The 21,669-nt window shown below is 72.8% G+C and carries 18 protein-coding genes and 1 pseudogene; 8 read left to right on the top strand and 11 right to left on the bottom strand.

The window, feature by feature from the left end; genetic code table 11:
• Positions 1-2 precede the first annotated feature (2 nt).
• The 4 genes from IE273_RS41135 (at position 3) to IE273_RS41120 (ending at position 3,719) form a co-directional block, all read left to right on the top strand.
• A complete protein-coding gene (locus tag IE273_RS41135) occupies positions 3-941 on the top strand; it encodes a hypothetical protein (protein WP_189820222.1) in 939 nt (312 codons plus the stop codon).
• Complete coding sequence (locus IE273_RS41130; protein WP_189820221.1) at positions 938-1,774, top strand: prephenate dehydratase; 837 nt, start codon at positions 938-940, stop codon at positions 1,772-1,774. Before IE273_RS41135 ends, IE273_RS41130 begins: the two co-directional genes overlap by 4 nt.
• Before the next feature lie 366 nt (positions 1,775-2,140).
• The gene (locus tag IE273_RS41125; RefSeq protein ID WP_189820220.1) at positions 2,141-2,791 is read left to right on the top strand and encodes an HAD-IA family hydrolase; all 651 of its coding nucleotides are present in this window, start codon (positions 2,141-2,143) and stop codon (positions 2,789-2,791) included.
• Positions 2,792-2,801: 10 nt separating this feature from the next.
• On the top strand, positions 2,802-3,719 hold the full coding sequence (locus IE273_RS41120) for a TIGR03619 family F420-dependent LLM class oxidoreductase (protein ID WP_189820219.1): 918 nt from the start codon (positions 2,802-2,804) through the stop codon (positions 3,717-3,719).
• Between the two features lie 245 nt (positions 3,720-3,964).
• On the opposite strand, the gene IE273_RS44865 is transcribed toward IE273_RS41120, so the two are convergent.
• Together IE273_RS44865 and IE273_RS41110 are read right to left on the bottom strand one after the other, a co-directional pair.
• Entirely contained in the window at positions 3,965-7,627 is a 3,663-nt protein-coding gene (locus IE273_RS44865) for a S8 family serine peptidase (protein WP_189820218.1), read from the bottom strand.
• 554 nt (positions 7,628-8,181) lie between these two features.
• Complete coding sequence (locus IE273_RS41110; protein WP_189820228.1) at positions 8,182-8,670, bottom strand: TetR/AcrR family transcriptional regulator; 489 nt, start codon at positions 8,668-8,670, stop codon at positions 8,182-8,184.
• Positions 8,671-8,905: 235 nt separating this feature from the next.
• On the opposite strand from IE273_RS41110, the gene IE273_RS41105 reads away from it, so the two are divergent.
• Positions 8,906-10,465, top strand: a complete 1,560-nt coding sequence (locus IE273_RS41105) for an MDR family MFS transporter (protein ID WP_189820217.1) — start codon at positions 8,906-8,908, stop codon at positions 10,463-10,465.
• 100 nt (positions 10,466-10,565) lie between these two features.
• Here IE273_RS41105 and IE273_RS41100 read toward each other — a convergent pair whose 3' ends face one another.
• The 3 genes from IE273_RS41100 to IE273_RS41090 all read right to left on the bottom strand — a co-directional run bounded on the left by IE273_RS41100 (position 10,566) and on the right by IE273_RS41090 (position 15,823).
• On the bottom strand, positions 10,566-11,048 hold the full coding sequence (locus IE273_RS41100; protein ID WP_189820216.1) for an SRPBCC family protein: 483 nt from the start codon (positions 11,046-11,048) through the stop codon (positions 10,566-10,568).
• 159 nt (positions 11,049-11,207) lie between these two features.
• The gene (locus IE273_RS41095; protein WP_189820215.1) at positions 11,208-14,000 is read right to left on the bottom strand and encodes a helix-turn-helix transcriptional regulator; all 2,793 of its coding nucleotides are present in this window, start codon (positions 13,998-14,000) and stop codon (positions 11,208-11,210) included.
• A gap of 308 nt (positions 14,001-14,308) precedes the next feature.
• The gene (locus IE273_RS41090; RefSeq protein WP_189820214.1) at positions 14,309-15,823 is read right to left on the bottom strand and encodes a GMC family oxidoreductase; all 1,515 of its coding nucleotides are present in this window, start codon (positions 15,821-15,823) and stop codon (positions 14,309-14,311) included.
• Positions 15,824-16,190: 367 nt separating this feature from the next.
• Between IE273_RS41090 and IE273_RS41085 the strand changes: the two genes are divergently transcribed.
• Complete coding sequence (locus tag IE273_RS41085; RefSeq protein WP_189820213.1) at positions 16,191-17,084, top strand: Bax inhibitor-1/YccA family membrane protein; 894 nt, start codon at positions 16,191-16,193, stop codon at positions 17,082-17,084.
• Positions 17,085-17,102: 18 nt separating this feature from the next.
• Here the strand turns inward: IE273_RS41085 and IE273_RS44450 are convergent, their stop codons facing one another.
• Positions 17,103-17,816: a hypothetical protein gene (locus tag IE273_RS44450; protein WP_229888099.1), complete on the bottom strand. Its 714-nt coding sequence runs from the start codon at positions 17,814-17,816 to the stop codon at positions 17,103-17,105.
• Positions 17,813-18,403 (bottom strand): TetR/AcrR family transcriptional regulator, encoded by a 591-nt coding sequence (locus tag IE273_RS41075; protein WP_189820212.1) that lies wholly within the window; start codon positions 18,401-18,403, stop codon positions 17,813-17,815. The genes IE273_RS44450 and IE273_RS41075 overlap by 4 nt, the downstream gene beginning before the upstream one ends.
• 286 nt (positions 18,404-18,689) lie before the next feature.
• On the opposite strand from IE273_RS41075, the gene IE273_RS41070 reads away from it, so the two are divergent.
• The gene (locus IE273_RS41070) at positions 18,690-19,073 is read left to right on the top strand and encodes a hypothetical protein (RefSeq protein ID WP_189820211.1); all 384 of its coding nucleotides are present in this window, start codon (positions 18,690-18,692) and stop codon (positions 19,071-19,073) included.
• A gap of 292 nt (positions 19,074-19,365) precedes the next feature.
• Positions 19,366-19,689: a hypothetical protein gene (locus IE273_RS41065; protein ID WP_308437088.1), complete on the top strand. Its 324-nt coding sequence runs from the start codon at positions 19,366-19,368 to the stop codon at positions 19,687-19,689.
• A gap of 28 nt (positions 19,690-19,717) precedes the next feature.
• On the opposite strand, the pseudogene IE273_RS41060 reads toward IE273_RS41065, so the two are convergent.
• From IE273_RS41060 to IE273_RS41045, 4 genes and pseudogenes are all read right to left on the bottom strand, one after another.
• Positions 19,718-19,852, bottom strand: a pseudogene (locus IE273_RS41060) (hypothetical protein); the annotation flags it as partial.
• Positions 19,853-19,913: 61 nt separating this feature from the next.
• On the bottom strand, positions 19,914-20,669 hold the full coding sequence (locus IE273_RS41055; protein ID WP_189820210.1) for an alpha/beta fold hydrolase: 756 nt from the start codon (positions 20,667-20,669) through the stop codon (positions 19,914-19,916).
• 334 nt (positions 20,670-21,003) lie between these two features.
• Positions 21,004-21,156 (bottom strand): hypothetical protein, encoded by a 153-nt coding sequence (locus IE273_RS41050; protein ID WP_189820209.1) that lies wholly within the window; start codon positions 21,154-21,156, stop codon positions 21,004-21,006.
• Between the two features lie 228 nt (positions 21,157-21,384).
• Positions 21,385-21,669 (bottom strand): hypothetical protein (locus tag IE273_RS41045; protein ID WP_229888098.1); only part of this gene is annotated, 285 nt, incomplete at its 5' end.

Below are 21,669 nucleotides of genomic sequence, written 5' to 3'. Positions count from 1 at the left end.
CCATGACGACATCCACGCACGGTGACCATCTGCGGGTGCTCGGACCCGGCACCGGCCTCGCGCAGGTGTTCGCGTTCTACGAGGACCACGCCCATGGCGACCCGTCCACCGCCTGGCAGGCGTTCACCACCGCCTGGAACTGGGCCGCGCCGCTGACCACCGCCGTACCCGGCGCGGACGTCCGGGACCGGCCGGTGGTGCGGCCTGCCGTCGCCGGCGGCTTCACCCTGTCCGGGCTGTGGCACCTGCCGGCGCACGACGGAACCGGACCCTGGCTGGCGCTGCCGCTCACCGGCGGCGAGCGGCCGTCCCGGCCGGGCATGGCAACGCCCGGCGGCCCGGATCTGTTCGCGGTGCCCTCCAAGGTGCTGCGGAGCGCGGTGCGTGCCGTCACGGGCGACGCCGTCGGGCCCGGACCCGTGTTCCGGCTGGGGGACGTGCACGTGCCCACGGGGTTCGCCACGCACGCGACGGCCACCCCGCTGCGCGCCGGGGACGCGCCGTTCCTGTGGACGGCGGTCGCGGCCCAGGCCCTGGGAGCGGCCCGGAGCATCACCGACGCACTGGCCGCCGCGGACACGGCGCCCGGCGCGGCCCGGGGACCGGTGCCCTCCGCCGCCGTGGCCGCCGAACTGGCAGCCGTGCTGCACGACGAGCGGCTGAGCCTGGCGGCGGCCCTGCACGGCGCGCCCTCCGCGCGGCTGGGCCTGCCGCCGTCCGCCGAGGAGCGGCTCGCCGCGCGCGTGCAGCGGGCCGGGAACGCCGTCCACCAGGTGGTCGCGTCGGCGCTCGACCACGCACTGGCGTCGTACGGGTACGCCGGTGAGCACCCCCTGGTGCACCTCATGGAAGCCTGTGCACCGATACTTCAGCAGGTGCGGTACGCGACGCAGCTTCTGCCGCCCGACGACGGGACCTCCTGGAAAGGTGCAAATCGGTGACAACCGTCACATATCAGGGTGAACCTGGCTCCAACTCCGCGACGGCCGCGCGCGCCCTGTACCCCGGAAGCGCTGAACTGCCCTGCACGAGCTTCGAGCAGGCCCTGGAGGCGGTGACACTCGGCACCGCCGACGTCGCCGTGATCCCGGTGGACAACTCCGCGGCGGGACGCGTCGCGGACGTGCACCACCTGCTGCCCGAGTCGGGTCTGTTCATCGTCGCCGAGTACTTCCTCGCCATCCGCTTCGACCTGATGGGGGTGCCCGGCGCGACCCTGGACCAGGTGGAGTGCGTACGCAGCCACGTCCACGCCCTGGGGCAGTGCCGCAAGCTGCTGCGGGAGGGCGGCTGGCGCACCCTCGTCAGCGACGACACGGCCGGAGCGGCGCGCGAGGTGGCCGAACTGGGCGACCCGCGGCACGCCGCGCTCGCCCCGCCGGCCGCGGCCGGGCTGCACGGCCTGGAGGTGCTGCGCGCGGGCGTCGAGGACGACCCGGACAACACCACGCGGTTCGTCGTGCTGTCCCGGGACGCCGCCCCCGCCCCCGTCACCGGGGAGCCGACGATGACGAGCCTGTTCTTCAGTGTGCGCAACATCCCCAGTGCGCTGTACAAGACACTCGGCGGGTTCGCCACCAGTGGCGTGAACCTCACCAAGATCGAGAGCTACCAGATGGGCGCGGGGCTCAACGCCAGCCGCTTCTACGTCGAGATCGAGGGCCACCCCGACGACGAGCGCGTCGCCCTCGCCCTGCACGAGCTGCGCTTCTTCTCCTCCGAGGTGCGCATCCTGGGTGTGTACCCCGCACACCCGCACCGGCTGAAGGGCTGAACCGTCCCGGGTGGTCGGGGGACCCGAGCGGTCAGGGGGGGCGGGTGTTCCTGACCGCACGGGCCGCCGGCCGCGACCGTCGTGACCGGTCCGCCGGCGAACCGGGGTCTCCGCCGCCGTCGCCGGGGCGGCGAAGAACCCCTTCACCAGGACAACGCAGCGGCCCCCCGGAAGGGTTCACGGGCCGTGCGGGTGCGCGGCGGCCGTCTCGTCCTCGGCACCGTGGCGACAACGGACACACATGACCGGTGAACACGCGCGGGGCGTCCCGGACGCCGAGCCGCGACCTCCACACATGTACCTGACCGACGAGAAACATGGCGACCTGGTGGAGGCCCCGACACGGCGGCCTTCTAAGGTGTGGGTATGACCCAGCACCGCAAGGGCCTCGTCCTCGACTTCGGTGGTGTGCTGACGACACCTCTGCTGCCCGCCGCGCTCGCCTTCGAAAGGCGCGCGGGACTGGCCGAGGGGACGCTGCTCACCGGCCTCTACCTGAATCCCGAGGGGATCCGGCTCACCGAGGAACTGGAGCGCGGCACGCTCACCCAGACGCAGTGGAACGAAGCGGCCGGACGGCTGCTCGGCATCGCGCCGGACAACCTGATGGGCCGGATCTTCGCCGACCTGCGTCCCGAGACCTCGGTGATCGCCGCAGCCGCCGCCGCGCGCCGGGCCGGGGTGAAGGTCGGCATCCTCTCGAACTCCGTCGGCCTGACCCCGTGGAACCTGTACGACGGCTACGAGGTGGACGAACTCTACGACGCCGTGGTGCTGTCCGAACTCCACGGGACGCGCAAGCCCGAGCGGGAGATCTTCCGGCTCGTGCTGGAGCGGCTCGACCTGCCGGCCGAGGAGTGCGTCTTCGTCGACGACACCGAGCAGTACCTCCCTCCCGCGGCCGAACTCGGCTTCACCACCGTCCACGCGGTGGAGCCCGCGCGGACGGTCGCCGCCCTGGAAGACCTGCTGGGGGTCGCGCTGACGGGCGCGTGTCCCGAGCGCAAGACCCCATGAGGAGACTCACATGCGACTAGGACTGGCCCTTCCCACCTTCGGTCCCGACGCCACGCCGGAAGGCGTTCTCCGTGTCTGCCGCACCGCGGAGGAGATGGGATACGACTCCCTGTGGACGGGCGACCGGGTCCTCGCCCCCCGCGTTCCGAGCGCCCCGTACCCGAGCCGTGACGGCGCGATGCCGCGCGTCTACGAGAACCACATGGACCCCCTGGTGGCGCTCACCTTCGCCGCGTCGCACACGAGCCGCGTCCGCCTGGGCACGAGCACGCTGAACGGCCTGTGGCAGCCGCCGATCATGCTGGCCCGGTCGCTGACCACCCTCGACGTCCTCAGCCAGGGACGGCTCACCGTGGGTTTCGGCCTGGGCTGGATGCCCGACGAGTACACCGCGGTCTCCGTACCGTGGAAGGGCCGGGGCGCGCGGCTCGACGAGACGCTGGACGTCCTGGAGGGGTACTGGGCCGAGGACGTCTTCGCCCACGAGGGACCGCTGTTCACCATCCCGGAGACCGTGGTGGGGCTCAAGCCGCGCCAGCGCCCCAAGCCCCCCGTGCTGCTCGCGGCGTTCACCCCCGCGGGCCTGCGGCGGATCGGGCGCAGGCTCGACGGCTGGCTGCCCGTCGCGATGCCGCTCGCACACCTCATGGGCATGTGGGACACCGTCGTGAAGGAGGCGGTGGAGGCGGACCGTGACCCGTCCGCCCTGCACATCGCGCTGCGCGTCAACCCCGAGCTGACCGACACGAGGACCGGCCCGGAAGAGATGCCCGGGGCGGGCACGCTGGACCAGTACATCGACTACGCGCGGGCCGCGGCGGAGGCAGGGGTGCACGAACTGTTCGTGGACTTCGGGCAGACGCACACCACCCTCGCCGAACGTGTCGACCTGGCCGGCCGCTTCCTCGAAGGGGTCCGCGCGGGCTGACGGCGCACCGCACGTGAACGGCGGAACGCCATGGCCGAGTCCGCGGTCGCTCCACCGCCGTGCGGCCGGCCGGGGTTGACCCGCACTCGACGCGCTGCCCACCGCGCCCGCCGCCGACGGTCATCCGGACCTCCGGCACCACGGGTGACCCCGCACCGGGTGGAGCCGGGTCACGGCGCCGTGCTCGCGATGCCGTGATCGCTGACGCGGTGCCGGGGCGGCCGGTCCGGCCGCCCCGGCATCCGCTACGTGAGCCCGAAGGCCCGCACGATGCTCTGCCGCACGCTGTTGCCGCGGGCGTCACGCGCGTCCACGCGCAGGCTGGCGAACCGGGCGGCGCGGGGCGCGTCGAGCCGTGTCAGCCACCCCGTGCCCGAGTGCCGTAGCGCCGCGCGGTGCCAGGTGGCCCCGTCGTCGTACGAGATCTCCAGGCCGACCTGCCCGATCGCGGCGGTGCCGGTGGACCCCGGCAGGTGCGAGGCGGTCACCGTCAGGCCGGCGTGCCGCCCGGCCCGCCCGGAGGCGTCGGTGGCGATCCCGTAGTCGAGCTGGATCAGCGGCAGTTGGGCCTGCTCGCCCGCCGCTCCCGCCCGCGAGGTGAAGCCCCACTCGGTCCGGGTGGCGGTGGAGTAGGGGGCCGTCCAGGCGTCACGGGAGTTCTCCGAGACCAGACGGTAGGGGAGCGGTGCGGGGCTCAGACCGGACACGGTCATGGTGAGCTGGTAGCGGCCCATCTCACGCACGAGTTCGTCGCCCTGGTAGAGCCGCACCTGGTTGTCGACGTCGAAGTTGCCGTACGTACCGCCCAGATGACCGGTTCCCGAGTCGCCCCAGCCGGGGACGGACACGTACAGCTTGTCGTCCTGGCGGACCGGAGCGTTCCCGTCGAGGAGCCGTGGCCGCTGGACCGGCCCGAACCAGCCGACCCGGTCGGCGGATCCGGCGCGATAGGTGACGGCCGGGGCGTACTGCTGCTGCTCGCCCGGGATCTGGGCCCGGTCCGACCAGGGCTCGCCCGCCGTGACCCAGTCCGTGCGGTCGCCCAGGGCCGGGGCGTCCGAGGGGTTCAGGGCGCTGCCGCCGGCGGGTGTGACGTCGTCGCGGTTCTCCAGCGCCCGCCCGGCACGGTAGTTGCGGAACGAGACGTCGACGCGGGCGAGTTCGCGCCGGTCGGCCCGGTGGACGGGGTCGGCGGGGACGGCGCCCCGGTAGTCGTGGACGAGGTCGTAGACGTACTCGGTGACGGGGTGCGAGGTGACGGAGAGCCGGGTACGGGCGGGGCCGGACGTCCGGGTGATGAGCCGTTCGCCCTCGTCACGGGTGAGCGTGGCGACGGTCAGCGGCGGTGGATCCGCCGGCAGCCAGGGGGAGTCCTCCCACGGTTGCAGGCGGCCGTCGCCGTCGTTGACGACCAGCAGCAGCCGGGCGCCCGCGGCGGTCGCCGCGGCGGCCTGCTCGGGCACGGGCACGGTGTCGTCGCGGCGTACCACGGCGGCCTTCCCGCGGACGTCGAGGGAGTTGTACGCGGCGGGGGCGCCGTCGCCGGCGAAGACCGCGTCGAGGCGGTGCCGGCCTTCGGGCAGCGGGGTCGCTCCCGGCGCGACGCGCAGATCGTCGAAGACTCCGTCGCCGGAGGCCACCGTCAGAGTCGGCTGCCGCAGCCGCCACCGCGTACCGAACACGAACTCCCCCTCCGCCACCTCGCGTCCGGTGGGCAGGGCCCAGACGCTGTCGTAGGAGGCGTCGGTCCAGCGGGAGGACGAGGACCAGTCGTCGGCGGCGAAGCCGCGGTAGAGGTCCACGCGGGAGCCGTCGGGCGTGCTCGGGTCCGGTGCCACGGTCCGGACCTGACGGGCCTTGGTGCCGTCGAACACCGCCGTACGGTCCCGTCCCAGGTCGATGTCGGTGACGGCCAGCAGGCCCTGTCCGATCGAGTGCGGGCCGTGGGCACCCTCCAGGGGCGTGTCCAGCCACGCGGTGTAGGAACCCGGCGGCAGCCGGAGGTCCACGGTCCCGGAGTCGTCGAGCGCCAGGGGCAGCCAGAACTTCTTCGCCGTGAGGATGACCGTTCCGGCGGCCGGCCGGCCGGCGCGGTCCTTCGCCTTCAGCGTGAGCCGGTGCCGCTCGCCCTCCTTGGCCGCGCTCAGGGACGTACGGGCGCGGACGGTGCCCGAGTCGTCGGTCGCCGTCAGGAAGGCGGCCGACGCCCGGTCGGCGGGGACCTGGTCGTAGTGCGCGGTCACGGTGACCGCGGCGGTGCCGTGCGCCGGGACGGACAGCCGGTCGGCGGAGAGGGTGAACGGACCGTCGGTCGTCAGGCGCAGGGCGATGGGACTGCCGGCGGTGTTGGTGTACGTCACCGTCCGCTCGGCGGTGGTGCCGGCCGGGGTCGGCCAGGCGTGGAAGCCGAAGTCGGCGCCGCCGGAGGCGAACACGGTCGCCGTTGCGGTGGCGGCGATGTCCAGACGGCCGGCGCCGGCCTCGAAGGGGGTGTACCGGGGTGTCGCCGTGGTCGTGCTGACGAGGGCGTCCTTGAGCTGACGGCCGCTGAAGCCGGGGTGCTCGGCGGCCAGCAGGGCCGCGGCGCCGGCGACGTGCGGCGTGGCCATCGAGGTGCCGCTCAGGGTCTGGTACGGGCCCGAGCCTTCCCGCGCGTACTGGGAGCGCGCGGCGAGGATGTTCACGCCGGGGGCGGTGAGGTCCGGCTTGACGCCCCGGTCGCCGGGACGCGGGCCCCGGCTGGAGAAGTCCGCGAGCGTGTCGGAGCCGTCGACGGCGCCCACGGTCAGGGCGGCATCGGCCACCCCGGGGGCGCCCACGGTGTAGCCGTCGGGGCCGGAGTTGCCCGCGGCCACCGTGAACAGCGCCCCGGTCTCCTCGCTGAGCCGGTCGACGGCCATGCTCAGCGGATCGGAGCCGTCGGTGGACGGGCCGCCCAGGCTCATGCTGATGACCTTCGCGTGCTGGTCGCGGGCCGCCCACTCCATGCCGGCCAGCACCCAGGAGTCCTGGCCCGTGCCGTCGTCGGAGAGCACCTTGCCGATGTGCAGCCGCGCGCCCGGCGCGACACCCTTCTCCCGGCCGTCGGACGCGGCACCCGTTCCGGCGATGGTGGAGGCCACGTGCGTGCCGTGGCCGTTCCCGTCGGTCACGGACTCACCGGGCACGAAGCCCGCGGTGGCGGCGATCCTGCCGGCGAGGTCGGGGTGTCCGGCGTCCACACCGGTGTCGAGGACCGCGACGTCCACGCCCTCACCGGTGTCGCCGGAGGCCCACACCCGCGGTGCCCCCACCTGCGCGGTGCTCTCGGCGAGATCGGCCTTCACCTTGCCGTCCAGCCAGATCTTGGCGATGCCGCCCCGCAGCCGGGGCCGCTGGTTCGCGTCCCGTGCGGAGGCGCCGCCGGTGACCGACGTCCAGAACGCCGCCGAACGGTCCACGGTCAGCGCCGCACCCCCGATGCTCTCCAGCGCGCGCGTCGTGCGGGCGCCCCGCGGCGGCGTCCGGCGGCCGGAGTGCCGGCCCGCGTCCGTGTAGGTGACGATCAGGGGCAGCCGGTCGCGGTGCGCGTCGTCGTAGCCGTCGGCCAGCAGCCGGGTGACGTCGAACAGTTCACGGTCCAGCGAGCCGGCGGCGATGTACGGCAGCGCGTCGCGGGGATAGACGTAGGTGTTGCGTCCGCTGCGGTGGGTCTCGAAACCGGTGTAGTGGCCTTCAGGGTCTTGTACCAGGTGGCTCAGCGTGCCGTCGGGGGCCCGTACGACGGTGACCGTGTCGCCGGTCACCAGGGTCACCCGGGGCGCGCCGGGCGGGACCGCCGCCGGGGTGGTGGAGGCGGCGGTCGGTGGGGCGGGTGGTTCGGTGGCCGGGAAGGCCGGGACGGGTGACGCCGCCAGCACCAGGAACACGGTGCACAACGTCGTCCACCCGCGTCTGCGCCGAGGCAGAGGCGGCACGAGGGGTCCCTTCGTCGGACGGGGTACGGGATGCCGGAATCATTCGACAGCCGGCCTGCGCACATGTCACCGCGCTCTGGCGCGGTTGTGCCGTGACGCAAAGTGGACACGTGGAACCGGCCGGTGTGGACGGTCCGGCCCGGAATGTGTGCGCGCCCTCGCTGGTTTCCTTGGAACACCCACCCCGTCCGCCCCGTCGGCGCCGCGCGCGCCGGGGGGTACGGCAGGTCGAACGCATCGATGGGAGAAGCCTTGGAGCGCACCGACTCCGCCGACGAACCGTCCCGACTCCGTCGCGTCCGCCTCCCCGGAACCGTGGCCTCGCCCTCGTCGGCGGTGCCCCGGCGTCCCCGTGACGAGGAGACACAGGAGGCCTCCGGCCAGGACGCGGCCAGGCAGGCCGTGGAATGAGATGAGCGGCGGCGGACGACCTCGCCGCCGCGGCGAAGGCCGACGGGCCCCCGGTGACACATGGACACATGTGTCACCGGGGGCCCGTCGGTGTGTCAGGAGGCTCCGAGGCCGTTGAGCAGGGTGTCGACGACGAGATCGGCGGCCTGTCCGGGGTTCAGGTCGGGCAGCTGCCGGGACACCAGGTGCATGAGCTGGGGCAGCAGTGCGCCGGCCCACCCCGGCGGAAGCCCGGGGCGCAGCACGCCCTCGTCGGTGGCGCGGGCGAGGAAGGCGTCGACCTCCTCGACGGCCGCGTCCCGGCGCCGGCGCACGGCGTCGTCGGCGAGCATGCGGGTCAGGTCGACGGGCCAGGTCCGGTTGACGACGATGATGTTCTCGACGTAGCGGTGCAGGGCGACGGCGACGGGTGCCTCGCGCAGCCGGGCGTCCTCGATGGCCTGTTCGATGGCTGTCAGCCGGGCTTCGTAGATGGCCGCGAGGAGTTCCTCCCGGGAGGCGAAGCGCCGGTAGACGGTGCGCCGGTCCACGCCCGCCTCGGCGGCGATGCTCGCGATGCTGGCGCCGGGGTCGGCGGCGAGCATGCGGGCTCCGGTGGTCAGGACGGCTTCCAGGTTGCGTGCTGCGTCGGCTCTCACCGCACCGAGTTTAGCCAGTAAATGTGGAGCCTCACACAGCTATGGCCACTGAAGTGTGAAAGTGCGTCGAGTAAGTGCTACATTGGAGTGACAGATAGGCAAGGTACTGCGGACATGCTGAGGCTCTTGCTTTGTGCCACGGCCGGCGCGCCCGCCCACCACTTCCAGAAAGGCACCTTCGATGCCGAAGACACAGTCCTCCTCACCCCGGGCGGGTGGGGTGGCCGCCGCGATGAGCGCGTTGATCCTGGCGGTCCTGTTGGCGGCCCTCGACCAGACGATCGTCTCGACCGCGCTGCCCCGGATAGCGGAAGACCTGAACGGGTTCGACGACATCGCGTGGGTCAGCGCCGCCTACCTGCTCGCCTCGACTGCGGTCACCCCGTTGTGGGGCAAGCTCGGCGACATGTTCGGCCGCAAGCGCCTGTACCTGGCCTCGACCTCGATCTTCCTGGTCGCGTCGGTGGCCTGCGGCCTGGCGCAGAACCTGCCCGAACTGATCGGCGCCCGCGTACTCCAGGGCGTGGGCGGCGGCGGCATGATCGTGCTGACCTTCGCCCTGGTCGGTGACATCGTCGCGCCCGCCGAACGCGGTCGCTACCAGGGCATGTTCGGTTCGGTCTACGGCGTCGCCAGCATCGTCGGTCCCCTGCTGGGCGGTGTCTTCACCGACCAGCTGTCCTGGCGGTGGGCCTTCCTGATCAACCTGCCCGTCGGCATCGTGGCCCTCGCCGTCGCCGCCCGTGCGCTGCCCGCCGCCACCCGGGGCACCAGGGCCCGCATCGACTACGCCGGCGCCACCGTCCTGGCCGCCATCGCCACCGGCCTCGTCCTGGTCACCTCGTTCGGCGAACGCTGGGGCTGGGGTTCACCGGCCATCGTCGGTCTGATCGTCGCCACCGTCGCCCTCGCCGCGCTGCTGGTGCCGGTCGAGCGCCGCGCCGCCGCCCCGGTCCTGCCGCCGGCCATGCTGGGCTCGCGGACCGTGGTCTTCTCCTCGCTGATCGGGTTCTTCGCCAACGCCGCGATGTTCGCCGTGCTGGTCTACCTGCCGACCTACCTCCAGATCGTCCACGGCGTCTCGGCCACCCTGTCCGGCATCTCCATGCTGCCCCTGGTCGCCGGCCTGGTCATCAGCCAGTCCCTGGCCGGACGCTGGGCCGCGCACGTCGAGCGGCTGCGGGTGATCCTGCTCGCCGGTCTGACCGCCAACCTCGCCGGACTGCTCCTGCTGGGCACCCTCGGGGCCGGCACCAACACCCTGGTGCTGAGCGTCTACTTCCTGATCACCGGCATCGGCATCGGCATGGTGCCCATGGTCGTGCTGACCACCGTCCAGAACAGCGTGCCCGCCACCGACCTCGGTGCCGCCAGCGCCGTGGTCACCTTCGCCCGCTCCATCGGCGCGGCCTTCGGCGTCGCCGTCTTCGGCACCCTGCTCAACACCGGCTTCGCCGAGCGCACCCACGCCCTGCCCACCGGCGGCGGCTTCGACGCCGCCCGCCCCGACACCATCGACCGGCTGCCCACCGCCCTGCGCGAGACCGCACTGGACGCCTTCGCCCACGCCACGGCCACCGGCTACCTCTGGATCGCCCCCACCCTCGCCGTCGGCCTCCTCCTCGCCGTCTTCCTCCGCCCCGCCCGCAAGCCCGGACAGAACGATGCGGATGCGGACACCACCGCCCCCGCCGCCGACGACGCCCGCCTCACCACCGACGACACCGTCAAGGCCGCCTGAACACCACCGACGGCACGCCCCCGAACGGCCGACACCCACACCGGGTGCCGGCCGTCGGCGTGTCAGGACGCGCGGCCGTCCGGTGGCGCCGGGTGACGCGTCAGCCCTGGTCCGGGGCGCTCTCGGAGAGCCGCCTGAGCTGCGCGATCCACAGGGTGTTCAGGTGCCGCGCCCACACGGGGGACAACGCGTTGAGGGACTTGGCGGCGGGACCGCGCACCACGTTCTCGGTCACCACATGGGTGCCGCCCGCGACGGCGGTGAACAGCCAGGCCTGGTACAGCTGCACATTCGCGCCGACGCCCGACCAGCCGAGCCGGCGGGGCGGTTCGTGCTCTCCCACGAAGATCTCGAAGCGCTGCTCGTGGAAGACCACCTCGAAGGCCCGGGGGAGCGGTCCGGCCCACGCCTCGGTGATGCCCGGAACCCAGTCCGGCCACCGCGTCACATCGGCGAGCAGGGCGAAGGCCGCGGGGGGCGGGGCGTGCACCACGGCCTGCGCCTGGCAGAAGCTGTGGGCCTGGTCGGGCGAGAAGCCCGACGGCCAGTGGATGTCCGGATGGCTGTCCGACGCCTCAAGCATCCGGTTCCCCTCTCGCGTGGCCCGGCGGCTCAGGTACGGCCACCGTGGGAGGACAGCCCGAACAGGCCGTTCCCGCGTCCACTCTGCGCGGCTGCCGGTGGAGCGGCATACGTCAAATGACTGAGCGGACGGCCCGTCGTCAGCCTTCGCCGGCGGGTGTCAGTCCTCCCGGTCGAGGTCGAGGCCGGAGAGTGCGTCCCTCAGCGCGGCCCGCGAGGTGATGCCCAGCTTGGGATAGATCTGGTAGAGGTGCGTGCCGATCGTGCGGTGGGACAGGAACAGCCGCTCCGCGATCTGCTTGTTGGTCAGTCCCGTCGCCGCGAGCGTGGCGATCTGCAGTTCCTGCGCGGTCAGCGTCACGGGCCCCGGCCTGGTGGCGGTCGGCGCGGACAGGCCGCTCGCGCGCAGCTCGGCCGCCGTACGGGCCACCCAGGGCTTGGCACCCAGGCGCTGGAAGACCTCCAGCGCCTGAGTCAGCTGTTCCCTGGCCTCCGCGGTGGCGCGCAGGCGCCTGAGGCGTTCGCCGTGGAAGAGCCGCACCCGGGCGGCGTCGAAGGGCCAGCGCTCCGGCCCCGGCAGGGACAGCGCCCGCTCGAACAGGGCGACGGACTCCTCACCCGGGGCGGCCAGCGCCTCGCAGGCCAGGACCAGCAGCTCCAGCCGGGGCGACAGCCCGCCCATCGAGGACGCGCGCATGGCCGCCGCGTGGGCGGCGGCCTCCTCCTCCCGGCCGGTCCGTACGGCAGCCTCGACCAGGTCCATCGTCCCCCACATGGCGATCGGCACGTAGGGGGCCACGGTCCCGGGCGGGCTGAGTGTGCAGGCGTGCTGGTAGGCGGTCTCGTAGTCGCCGTTGCCGAGGGCGGCCAGCGCCCTGGCGTGGCAGGCGAAGTACCGGGCGCCGTGGGCGCCGCGGGGCGTCGCCCACCGGACGATCTCCTCGGTCAGTGCCGCGGCGGTCTCCGCGTCGCCCTGCGCCGCGGCCACGGCGGCCTGGATGTAGTGGAAATACCATGCGAAGAAGCGGTAGTCGTGGTTGGTGCACAGGGTGAGCCCCTCGGCGGCCAGTTGCGCGGCGTCTTCCCAGCGGCCCAGGTGGTAGTAGTCCAGGCCCAGGTGCATCAGCGCGCCCAGATGCCGGCGGACGGGCGCGGTGCCGGCGCGGCCCTGCTCGATCAGCCGGCGCGTCGCCCACCGGAAGTCCCCGAGCCGGTCGGGGAAGACCGAGGCGGTGCCGACACGCACCACGCGGGTGGGGTCGTCCCCGACGGTGGCGATCAGCTCCGTCAGGCGGGGCAGAGCCGAGGGACCGGTGCGTGCCGGGTCGCCGAAGGTCTGGGAGATGACCCAGAGCAGCTCCGGGGGTTCGGGGGTCAGCCGGTCCATGAAGGTGAACAGCGGCTGCCACAGCTCGGGGGCACCGCCGTACCAGCACAGCAGCACTAGGAGGTGCAGGGCCTCGATCAGGGCGTCGTCGGAGGCGTCCCAGCCGTGGTCCCCGGACTCGATCGCCCCGACCAGCAGCCGGTACGCGGTGTCGATGTCACCGTCCCGGTTGATCAGCAGGAACGCGGACGCGGCCGCCGCGTGCAGCGATTGCTGCCCGGTGCCGGGATGGACGAGCCGGGCCCCGGCGAGCAGTCGCGAGGCGTCCTCCAGTTCACCGCTGGAGTCCACGCCGACGTACGCCGCCTCGGCCAGCCGGCGGCTCTCGTCGGCCGCCGTGGGGCTCAGCCCGGCGGCCCGGGTCAGCGCCGTCACCGCGCCGAGGGCGTCCCCGCGCCGCAGCCGGCGGCGCGCGGCCTCCTCCAGCAGGGCCGCGACGGTCTCGTCCGGGCCCACGGCCGCCTCGCCCAGGTGCCAGGCGCGGCGCTCCAGCTGCTCGCCGAGCACGCCGGCGAGCGCCCGATGGGCGCGTCTGCGTTCCGAGGCGGTCGCCAGCTCCACCACCGCGGAGCCGATCAGCGGGTGCCGGAAGGTCAGCCGCCGGTTGTCCGCCGAGATCGCCACCAGCCGGTCGCGTTCGGCGGGGGCGAGGTCGTCGACGCCGGCCCGGCCGGCCGCGGCGGCCTCGATCGCGGCCAGGTCGCCGGTGCCGTCGAGGGCGGCGATCAGCAGCAGTTCCCGGCTGCGCTCGGGCAGCGCGGCCACGCGCGAGGCGAACATGCTCTGCAGGCGCTCGGTCAGGGGCAGCACGGTGGGCACCGCCGCCAGGGTCGCGCGCTGCTCGGTGGAGAGCGCCACCGGCAGCTCCACCAGCGCCAGCGGGTTGCCGCGTGCCTCGGCGGCGATGCGGCGCCGTACCGCGGGGGATATGTCCGGGTGGGCGAGTGCGAGCAGCTCGGCCGACGACGCGTCGTCCAGCGGCTTGAGCCGGTGCTCGGTCAGGCCGCTCGACTCGAAGAAGCTGTCGGAGCCCTCACGGGAGGCCGCGAGGAAGCCGATGCGGCTGCCGACGAGCCGCCGGGCCACGAAACCGAGGACGGCGTTGGTGGCCCGGTCCAGCCACGGCAGGTCGTCCACGACGATCAGCAGCGGCGTCTCGGCGGAGATCAGCCGCAACAGCAGCAGCACCGCGGTCGAGGTCAGGAGGCGGTCGGGAACCGGTCCGCTGCCGATGCCGACGGCGACCCGCAGGGCGTCGCGGTGCGGGTTGTCCAGGACGTCCAAGTAGTCGAAGAGGGGGACGAGGAGCTGGTTGAGACCCGCGTAACTGATGTCCGCCTCGAACTGCACGCCGGCCGCGCGCAGCACACGGATGCCGTTGTGCACGGCCCCCGTCGCCACCGCGTCGAGCACGGCGCTCTTGCCCACCCCGGCCTCGCCCGAGAGCAGCAGAGCCGCTCCCTGGACCTGGGAGTTGGCGAAGAAGGACTGGATGAACGAGAGGTCCGCCTCGCGTCCGACCAGCCGTGTCGAGGCTGGGCAGACGGTCGGGTCCAGGTCATTCATCGGGCTGCCTCCAACGGCCGTCGTACGGAGGCCCAGTGTTCCGTGCCGACCTGGCTGTGCCTGCACCCGGCTCCGTGCGGCCCATGCAATCACTGGAGTCTAAAGGACGTCCATAATCGGCCATTCCCTTCGCGCCGCCGTTCGCCGCTCGCCTCGCGGCCGGGGCGGGGCCGGTTCCCCGGCGGAGCTGTACTTATTACGGCGTAATAGCGGGAGCCGGGGAGGCTGTGGGCGACGGGCGCGGGGTGACGCGCCTGGCCGGAACGGGTGTGGGCCCTCCCGTTCACGCCGTGCGCCGCACCACGGGATCAGGAGCGGCGCAGCAGGTCGGCGGCGCGCTCGGCGATCGCGTACACGGTGGCGTTGGTGTTGTTCGAGGGGATGGAGGGGATGATGGAGGCGTCGGCGACACGGAGGCCGTCCAGCCCGTGCACGCGCAGCGAGGAGTCGACGACGGCCACGTCGTCCTCGCCCATCATGCAGGTGCCCACGGGGTGGCAGTACGAGCTGAAGTACCTGCGGGCGTGGTCGGCGATGGACTCCTCGTCCACCGCGGCGAGCCCCGGACTGACCTCCTCGATCCCCCACTCGGCGAGCGCCGAGGACCAGGCGATCCTGCGTGCCGTCCTGATACCCGACAGCACCGCCCGGACGTCCGCCTCCTCGGTGAAGTAGCGCGGGTCGATCGCCGGCGGCGCGTACGGGTCCGCCGAGGTGATCCGCACGGTGCCGCGACTCGCCGGCCGCATCGGCGAGATGCCGATGGTGAAGCCGTTCCGCACCGGGGCGACCGGGTTGGGCACCGGTATGTCGATGAAGATGATCTGCAGGTCAGGACCCTCGGCGTCGGGAGTGCTGCGGAGCAGCCCCAGGATCTCGCCGTGGTTGTTGAGTGCCGTGGGCACCGGCCGCTGGGTCCGGTAGACGAGGTTGGCCCGCGGGTGGTCGTGCAGGTTGTGCCCCACGCCGGGCAGCGCGTGGAAGACCTCGACCCCGGCCCGCCGCAGATCGTTCTCCGCACCGATGCCGGAGCGCTGGAGGATCAGCGCCGACCCGATGCTCCCCGCCGTCAGCACCACCTCTCCGGTCGCCCGCACGGTGTGGGTGCGTCCGTCCGCGCCGTACTCCACTCCGACGCAGCGGTGTCCGTCGAAGAGCAGCCGGTGCGCCGCGGCCCCGGTGACCACCTGGAGGTTGGGGCGGTCCAGTGCCGGGGTGAGGTAGGCGTCGGCGGCGCTCTGCCGGCGTCCGTCGACGATGTTGAGGTCGACGGGGGCGAAGCCCTCCTCCAGGCCGCCGCTGATGTCGTGGGCGCGGCGGTGTCCGGTTTCGACGGCGCCTTCGAGGCAGGCCAGCAGGACCTCGTTGAGCTGCTGGGCCGGCGCCACGGTGAGCGGGCCGGAGGTGCCGCGGCCGGGGGCCGCGCCGAGGGCGGTCTCGGTGCGCTGGAAGTAGGGGAGCAGGTCGTCGAAGGTCCAGCCCTTGGCGCCGTGCTCGCTCCAGCTGTCGTAACCGGTGCGGTGGCCGCGGGCGAAGACCATGGCGTTGATGGCGGACGAACCGCCCAGACCCCGGCCCCGCGGCAGCGGCACGGGGGCACCGGAGGCCTCCTGGACCACGGTCGTGTCGCCCCAGCCGGCTTCCGAGGCGGCGAGCGAGGGCCAGGCCGGCGGATGGGCCACCGCGTCCGGAAGCCTGGCCGGGCCCGCCTCCAGCAACAGCACGTGCAGGTCGGGGTCCTGGGTCAGACGTGCGGCGAGCACGCAGCCGGCCGTTCCGCCGCCGACGATGACGACGTCATAGGCGGGTTTGAGTGAAGACATGCTGGTTCCGTTCTGACTGAATCAACGATCCGTAATAGACGGTATCACTGATACGGATCAATGCTCCGTAAACACATGTATCGCCGGACCGGAGCCACGTCCGGCGCCGGGCGACGGGAACCGCTCATGCTTACCGGGCGGGGCGGGTGTTCCATAAGCGGCACACGTATTCAGTTGCGTGTCTGTCGTCGAGGGTGCCCGCGCCACCGGGCCGACCCGGACGTCTTCCACCGTCAAGTGACTGATGCGCGCGGTTTGTCCCGTGCGCCAGGCTGAAGCAGGCCGACACTCCGGCGAGCCCGTCGGCATCCGGGATCACACACGACCGCCGGGAGCGGTACGTCCGACACGGAGAAGAGGACCTGGCGTGACACCGGTCGAACAGCAGATTTCGCTGACGAGCAGCAACCCGATACTCTCCCGGCCGCAGTTCGGACGGCGGGGCGGACAGAAGACGGCGGCCCGGGACCCGCGGGCCGGGATCGCCGTCGTTCGGGACCGCATCAGGGCGGGCAACGACTGGGAGCGGGCTCACGCCGAGGAGGCCGCCCCGCTGCCGGTCCTCGTCGGCGACCTGATGACGATGGACGGCGTCCTGCCCCGTGCGGCGGCGGCGCTCGCGGTCACGGCCCTCACGGCCGTGCTGTCATGGACCCTGCTGCCGCTCGCCGCGCTCGGTACGGCCGCGTCCTACGGCGTCGCCGCCGGTGCCGGACTGCCCGCCGCGGCGCTGGTGGTGATCCAGCGCCGCAGGAACCCGCCGTCCGCGGCCCCGGCCCTGATGTTCGCGGCGCTCCAGGGCGTGTTCCTCGGCGTGTTCTCGACGACGGCCTCCAGCCATCTGTCACCGGGCGTCTTCGTGCAGACCGTGCTCGGGACGATGGCGGCCTCCGCCGCGCTCCTCCTCGCCCGCGCACTGCACTGGATGCGGATGAACCGCCGGTTCTACGGTGTCGCCGGCGCCGCGCTGCTCGGACTGGGCTTCCTCGGCCTGGCGGACTGGATCCTCTTCCCCCTCATGGGCGCGGACGGTCTGGGCCTGCGCCCCCTCGGCCTCGGCATCGTCATGGGTGTCGTGGGCGTCGCCCTCGGGGTGTCCTTCCTGCCCCTGCACTTCCGGCAGGTCGAGAACGGCATCACGTACGGCGCTTCCCGTGACCAGTCCTGGCCTGCCGCGTTCGGACTCACGCTGACCTTGGTGTGGCTGTACGTGGAGACCGTGCGGCTGCTCACCCTCTTCCCGGGCGAGGAACTGTACTGAGCGCCCCGCGGCCGGCGGTCACACGGTCTTGATCACAGCCGTGGCCAGCAGTCCGACGCCGTACGCGACGCCGTAGTAGCGAAGCACCGGCTGCCGGGGCGAGAACCACAGCAGGACCAGCGCGGACACCGCTGTCGCGCCGACCACGAACGGATCGAACCCGGCCTTCTCGAAGGCCACGTTGGCGGTGATGCCCGCGCCGATGAACAGAGCGTTCACGGTGATCAGCACGTTGTCCCAGGCACGCGGCGCACGGTCGGTCGGGAAGAGGAACTGGGCCAGCATGACCGTGGTGTTCAGCAACGTGAACCCGGCGAGGAAGACGGCGTCGGAGAACACGTCGTCGTTGAAGGCGACGACACGGCAGATCGAGGGCAGGCTCTCGGAGCAGAACCGCCCGTGCAGGTAGTTGGTGACCTCGTGGTCGCCGAAGCTCAGGGCGTACAGGTACGCGCCGGACGTGAACAGGGCACCGAGCGCGAGCAGGCCCCCGCGTCGCCGCGGCCGAGCGTCGCGTACCAGATGAGCGGTGACCAGGTAGTACAGCAGGACGGTGCCCAGGCCGAGCACCATGTTGTTGATCTCGACCCAGCGCAGGAACTGGTTGTCGGCGACGAACGCGAGTGTGCCGTCGGCCTTCCTGTTGACGGAAATGAGCACGACCACCAGCGAGTCGAGGGTGAGCAGCAGATGCAGCCTGCCGTGCGCGAGGCGGCCCCCGGGGAGGTTCACACCCCGCGCCGGGTCTCGCCGGGGTCCGTGGCGTCCTGCGCGGCGGACGAAGGGCACAGTCCCCGTATGAGCACGTCGAACAACCGTGTGGCCCGGGTGTGCTCCTCGTCCTGGGGGCCGACGTGCCACAGGGGGCCCAGCAGCACCAGGACGTCGTCGGCCGTCGTCCCGGGCAGGATGGTTCCGGCGGCCTCGTTGGCGCGCACCAGCGCCGTCAGGGCCTCCAGCAGCGGCCGGTACGGCTCACGGCACTGCTCGGTCATCGCGGCGGTGGCCCCCCGCATCGCCTCCGAGAACTCGGGTATGGCCTGCCCGAGGCTCAGCAGGCGTTCCAGCCACACCCGCAGCGCGTGCGGCGGGCTCAGGGTCGTCAGGAGCGCGGGCACAGCGGTGACCAGCTCGTCCACCTCCGCCCCGTACACCTGAAGCATCAGGGACTCGCGGGTCGGGAAGTGGCGGTAGAGCGTCCCCTGGCCCACGCCCGCTCTGCGCGCGATGGACTTCAAGGAGGTGTCGCCGGGGGCGGCGAGCGCCTCCGTCGCCGCTTCGAGGATGCGCAGCCGGTTGGAGCGTGCGTCCGATCTCATCGATGCTCCGGTCTCTCTCCGTGGTGATGCCGTCGGGTGGGCTCGGGCCGCGCCCGCTGGGCAGCGTGTTGACGTGCCGCACACATGGCTGGGGTCTCCCGACACTCCGAGCGGTGATATCCCGGCACTCGTCGAGCCGGTGCCGCGAACACCTGCGAGACACATATCCTGGGGGGAAATCTACACTCCGCGGCCGTCGTACCGGCGGGCGGAGCACCCGCACGGGCGCGCCGTCCGGCGAGCAGTACACACACCACCCGTACCGAGCAGAAGGCCATCGATACCCATGTCCCATGACGCAGTCGCTCCCGTCATCGCCCTGCGGCGGCACACGTCGGCGGTGGAGCGGCTCGACGAGCTGACCGCCGCCCTTGCCGAGGACCTCGACGAGGGCAGGTGGGCCCCGGCGGCGCTGGAACGGACCCTGGCGTCCCGCCTGCTCGTGGCCTGCGTCGGGGACGGGCAGCTCACCCCGGCCCGGCTGCGCGAGACCCTCTGGGAGGGCAGCGTCGCCCTGCCGTACGCCGGCGGCGGCCGGCTGGCCCGGCTCCTCGCCCAGCTGTGCGCGGTGACCGCAGACCCGGCGCCGGACGCCGAACCCGCGCTGTCCGCCGGCGCGCGGCTGCTGGAGCGGGTGGCACAGGACGCACCCACGGGCGACCGGCCCTGATGGCGCCGGCGACGAGACGCCCACCCGGCCGGGGCGACCGGCGCCCGGCACAGTCAGATGACGGATGTGTCCGGCACTCCGCCCGCGCGAGACTGAATGCCGTGAAACACACACCGGGCTCGAAGGGGGAGAGAACATGACGAGGTACCACAGGTGTGGCCGGCCCTGCTGTGATCATTCGCCGGTCAGGCGGTCGGCGTCCGGCCGGCGGTCCAGGAGCGCACGCGCGGGCGGGCCCCTTCTCACCCTGGTGCGGGACTCGGAGCCCCGTCGGACCGTCGAACTGTCCACGGTGACGCGCGAGCCCATGCCGGCCGACGTCCGGGGCGCGATCGTGACGCCGGTGGACGGCAGGCTCATGGCCACCTGGCTGCCCCTGGACGCACCCTCCCGCGTCCCGCAGGGCCGCGTCCTGCTGTCGTGGACGCCCGCGGGCGGGGACCGGACGGACGTCACGGCGCAGCTGGGCCTCGCGGGGACCCAGGTCCTGCTCGCGGTCTGGCCCGGCCTGCGCGGTGAGTGGTCGGGCGTCGTCCGTCCCACCGTCGCCGAGGTGACGGAACTGCATGCCGCGCTCCGCCTCGCGACGGTGGTCCTGGACCGTCTGGCCGACTGACGTCCGACGGGGCGTGTGGTGGGGCTTGCGCCTCCTCGTGCGGACCGACAGGCACGTCCCCACCGGAGTCACGCAGCGACCGGGCGTGGGCGTGGCCCTGGCTGCCGTAGCCGATGACCACGGCCCCCGGGGCGACGTTGTCATATCCGCCACGATCACACATGTGTGCTTCAGCCGTCGGCACAGATTTCACACGTTCCGCGCGTACATGACCCGTCCCGGTGTCAGATGTCGCGGAGGAAGCCGGTGAGGAGCTCCAGGGTCCGCCCCGGCTCCTCGATGGCCGCCGCGTGCCCGCCCCTGACCGCGGCCAGGCGCGCGCCGGGTATGCCTTCCGCCAGTTCCAGCGAGTGCTCCGGGGCCACCATCCGGTCACCTGGGCTCGCCACCACCAGGGCGGGGGCGGTGACCGCGGGGAGGTCGCCGCGGACGTCGATGCCCAGGGCGAAGGCGATCTGCTGGGCGGTGCCGGGGGCGGACCCCGCGCATGCGGAGGCCAGCCGCCGGACCCGCTGCGGGGTGAGGAGGGTCAGGTACTCCTCGGAGAAGGACAGCGAGGTCAGCAGGGCGCCCAGCCCCTCGTCGCGACGGGCGTGCAGCGACGCCCACATCTCCAGGTTGAGCCACAGCGTGGTGCGGGGCCGGGCGAAGCCGGCGAGGGTGAACAGTCCACGGACCCGGCCGGGATGGCGGGCGGCGACCTTGACGGCCACGGCCGCGCCGAGCGAGGCCCCCGCGATCACGAAGTCGCTCAGCCCGGCCGCCAGGGCCGTGTCCACCACCTGGTCCGCCACGGTGTCCGCCGCCAGCGGGCCACCGGGCAGCGGGCTGCGCCCCGATCCCGGGAGGTCGGCGAGTACGACGGTGTGCGTGGCGGCGAGGCTGTCGACCAGGGTTCCCCAGGTCTCGGCGGCGGTGTTTCCGATGCCGTGCAGGAGTACCAGACCGGGCCCGCTGCCCCGGATGTCGTACGCGAGCACGTGTCCCCCCTTCTCACACTTCCGTTACGAGCACGAGAGGGGACGGCACGCGGGTTCACCGGTCCGGGGACCCGCTAGGAGCCGTGGCCGCGTCGGTCGAGGTGAGGACGAGTGCCCGGTCGTCTGCCGGGAAATGCCGGATCACGTCGTCCCGCACGGCGACGGACGCCGACCAGCCGTGCGCCAAAGGCAGCGTCGCATCCGGTGTCGCAGGCGGCCTGCGCAAGTGGACGGCAAGGCTGGCGCTGTCCGGCCGGGGCAGGCGCAGAGCAGAGCGAGTCGTCGGCGCTTCGGTGGTGATGACGCACGAAGCCGGCGAACCAGCACACGGTCGTCACCAGCGTCTCGGTATCGACGTTGCTCCGTCCGCGGGCCGGGTGAAGGCCAGGGCGACGAGCTGCGCCCACCGGGTCACGAGTCCGCGGACGACGCAGAGGTGCTCGTGCAGACGGGTGCCTTGCCCGGCCGGCACCGATGCGGCGGACATCCGTGGATTCCTTCCCTGTATCCGTGCCGCGAGGCGAAGACGACGCACCGCCGGAGCGCCAGAAGCCGTCCGCACAGGACGGGTCCGCGATCACTCCGGCCGACGGACGTCTTCACGTCTGTGCGGAAAGACACGCAGGCCACCGGATCCGACCGAGCACGGAACGTACCACACGAGATACATGTGAGCACATGCCGACGGGCTGCGGGGGGCCTGTTGGAGTGCGGGTCAGGTGCCGTCTGTCAGGCTGATGCTGTTCAGGAGGCCGGACAGGGCGTCACTCGTCGTCTTGGGGGCCGGGGTGCGCGAGCACTCGGACATCTCCAGGACGACGAAGTCGGCGGGCCCCGAACGTCCCACCTTCCACAGCCGTGACCGGCCCTGCGCCCCCAGGCTTTCGCAGCCGTCCAGCGAAGGCTTCACGGGCGACGCGGTCATGCCTGTCGACTTCTCCGTCTCCCCGGCGGGCCGCAGGACGATGAGTACCTCCCCGTCGGCCAGCCGCGTCAGCGG

The organism is Streptomyces olivaceoviridis (assembly GCF_014650115.1).
Taxonomy (GTDB): domain Bacteria; phylum Actinomycetota; class Actinomycetes; order Streptomycetales; family Streptomycetaceae; genus Streptomyces; species Streptomyces olivaceoviridis.
The sequence above is the reverse complement of the archived record's forward strand: the minus strand, read 5'-3'. Positions and strand labels throughout refer to the sequence as shown.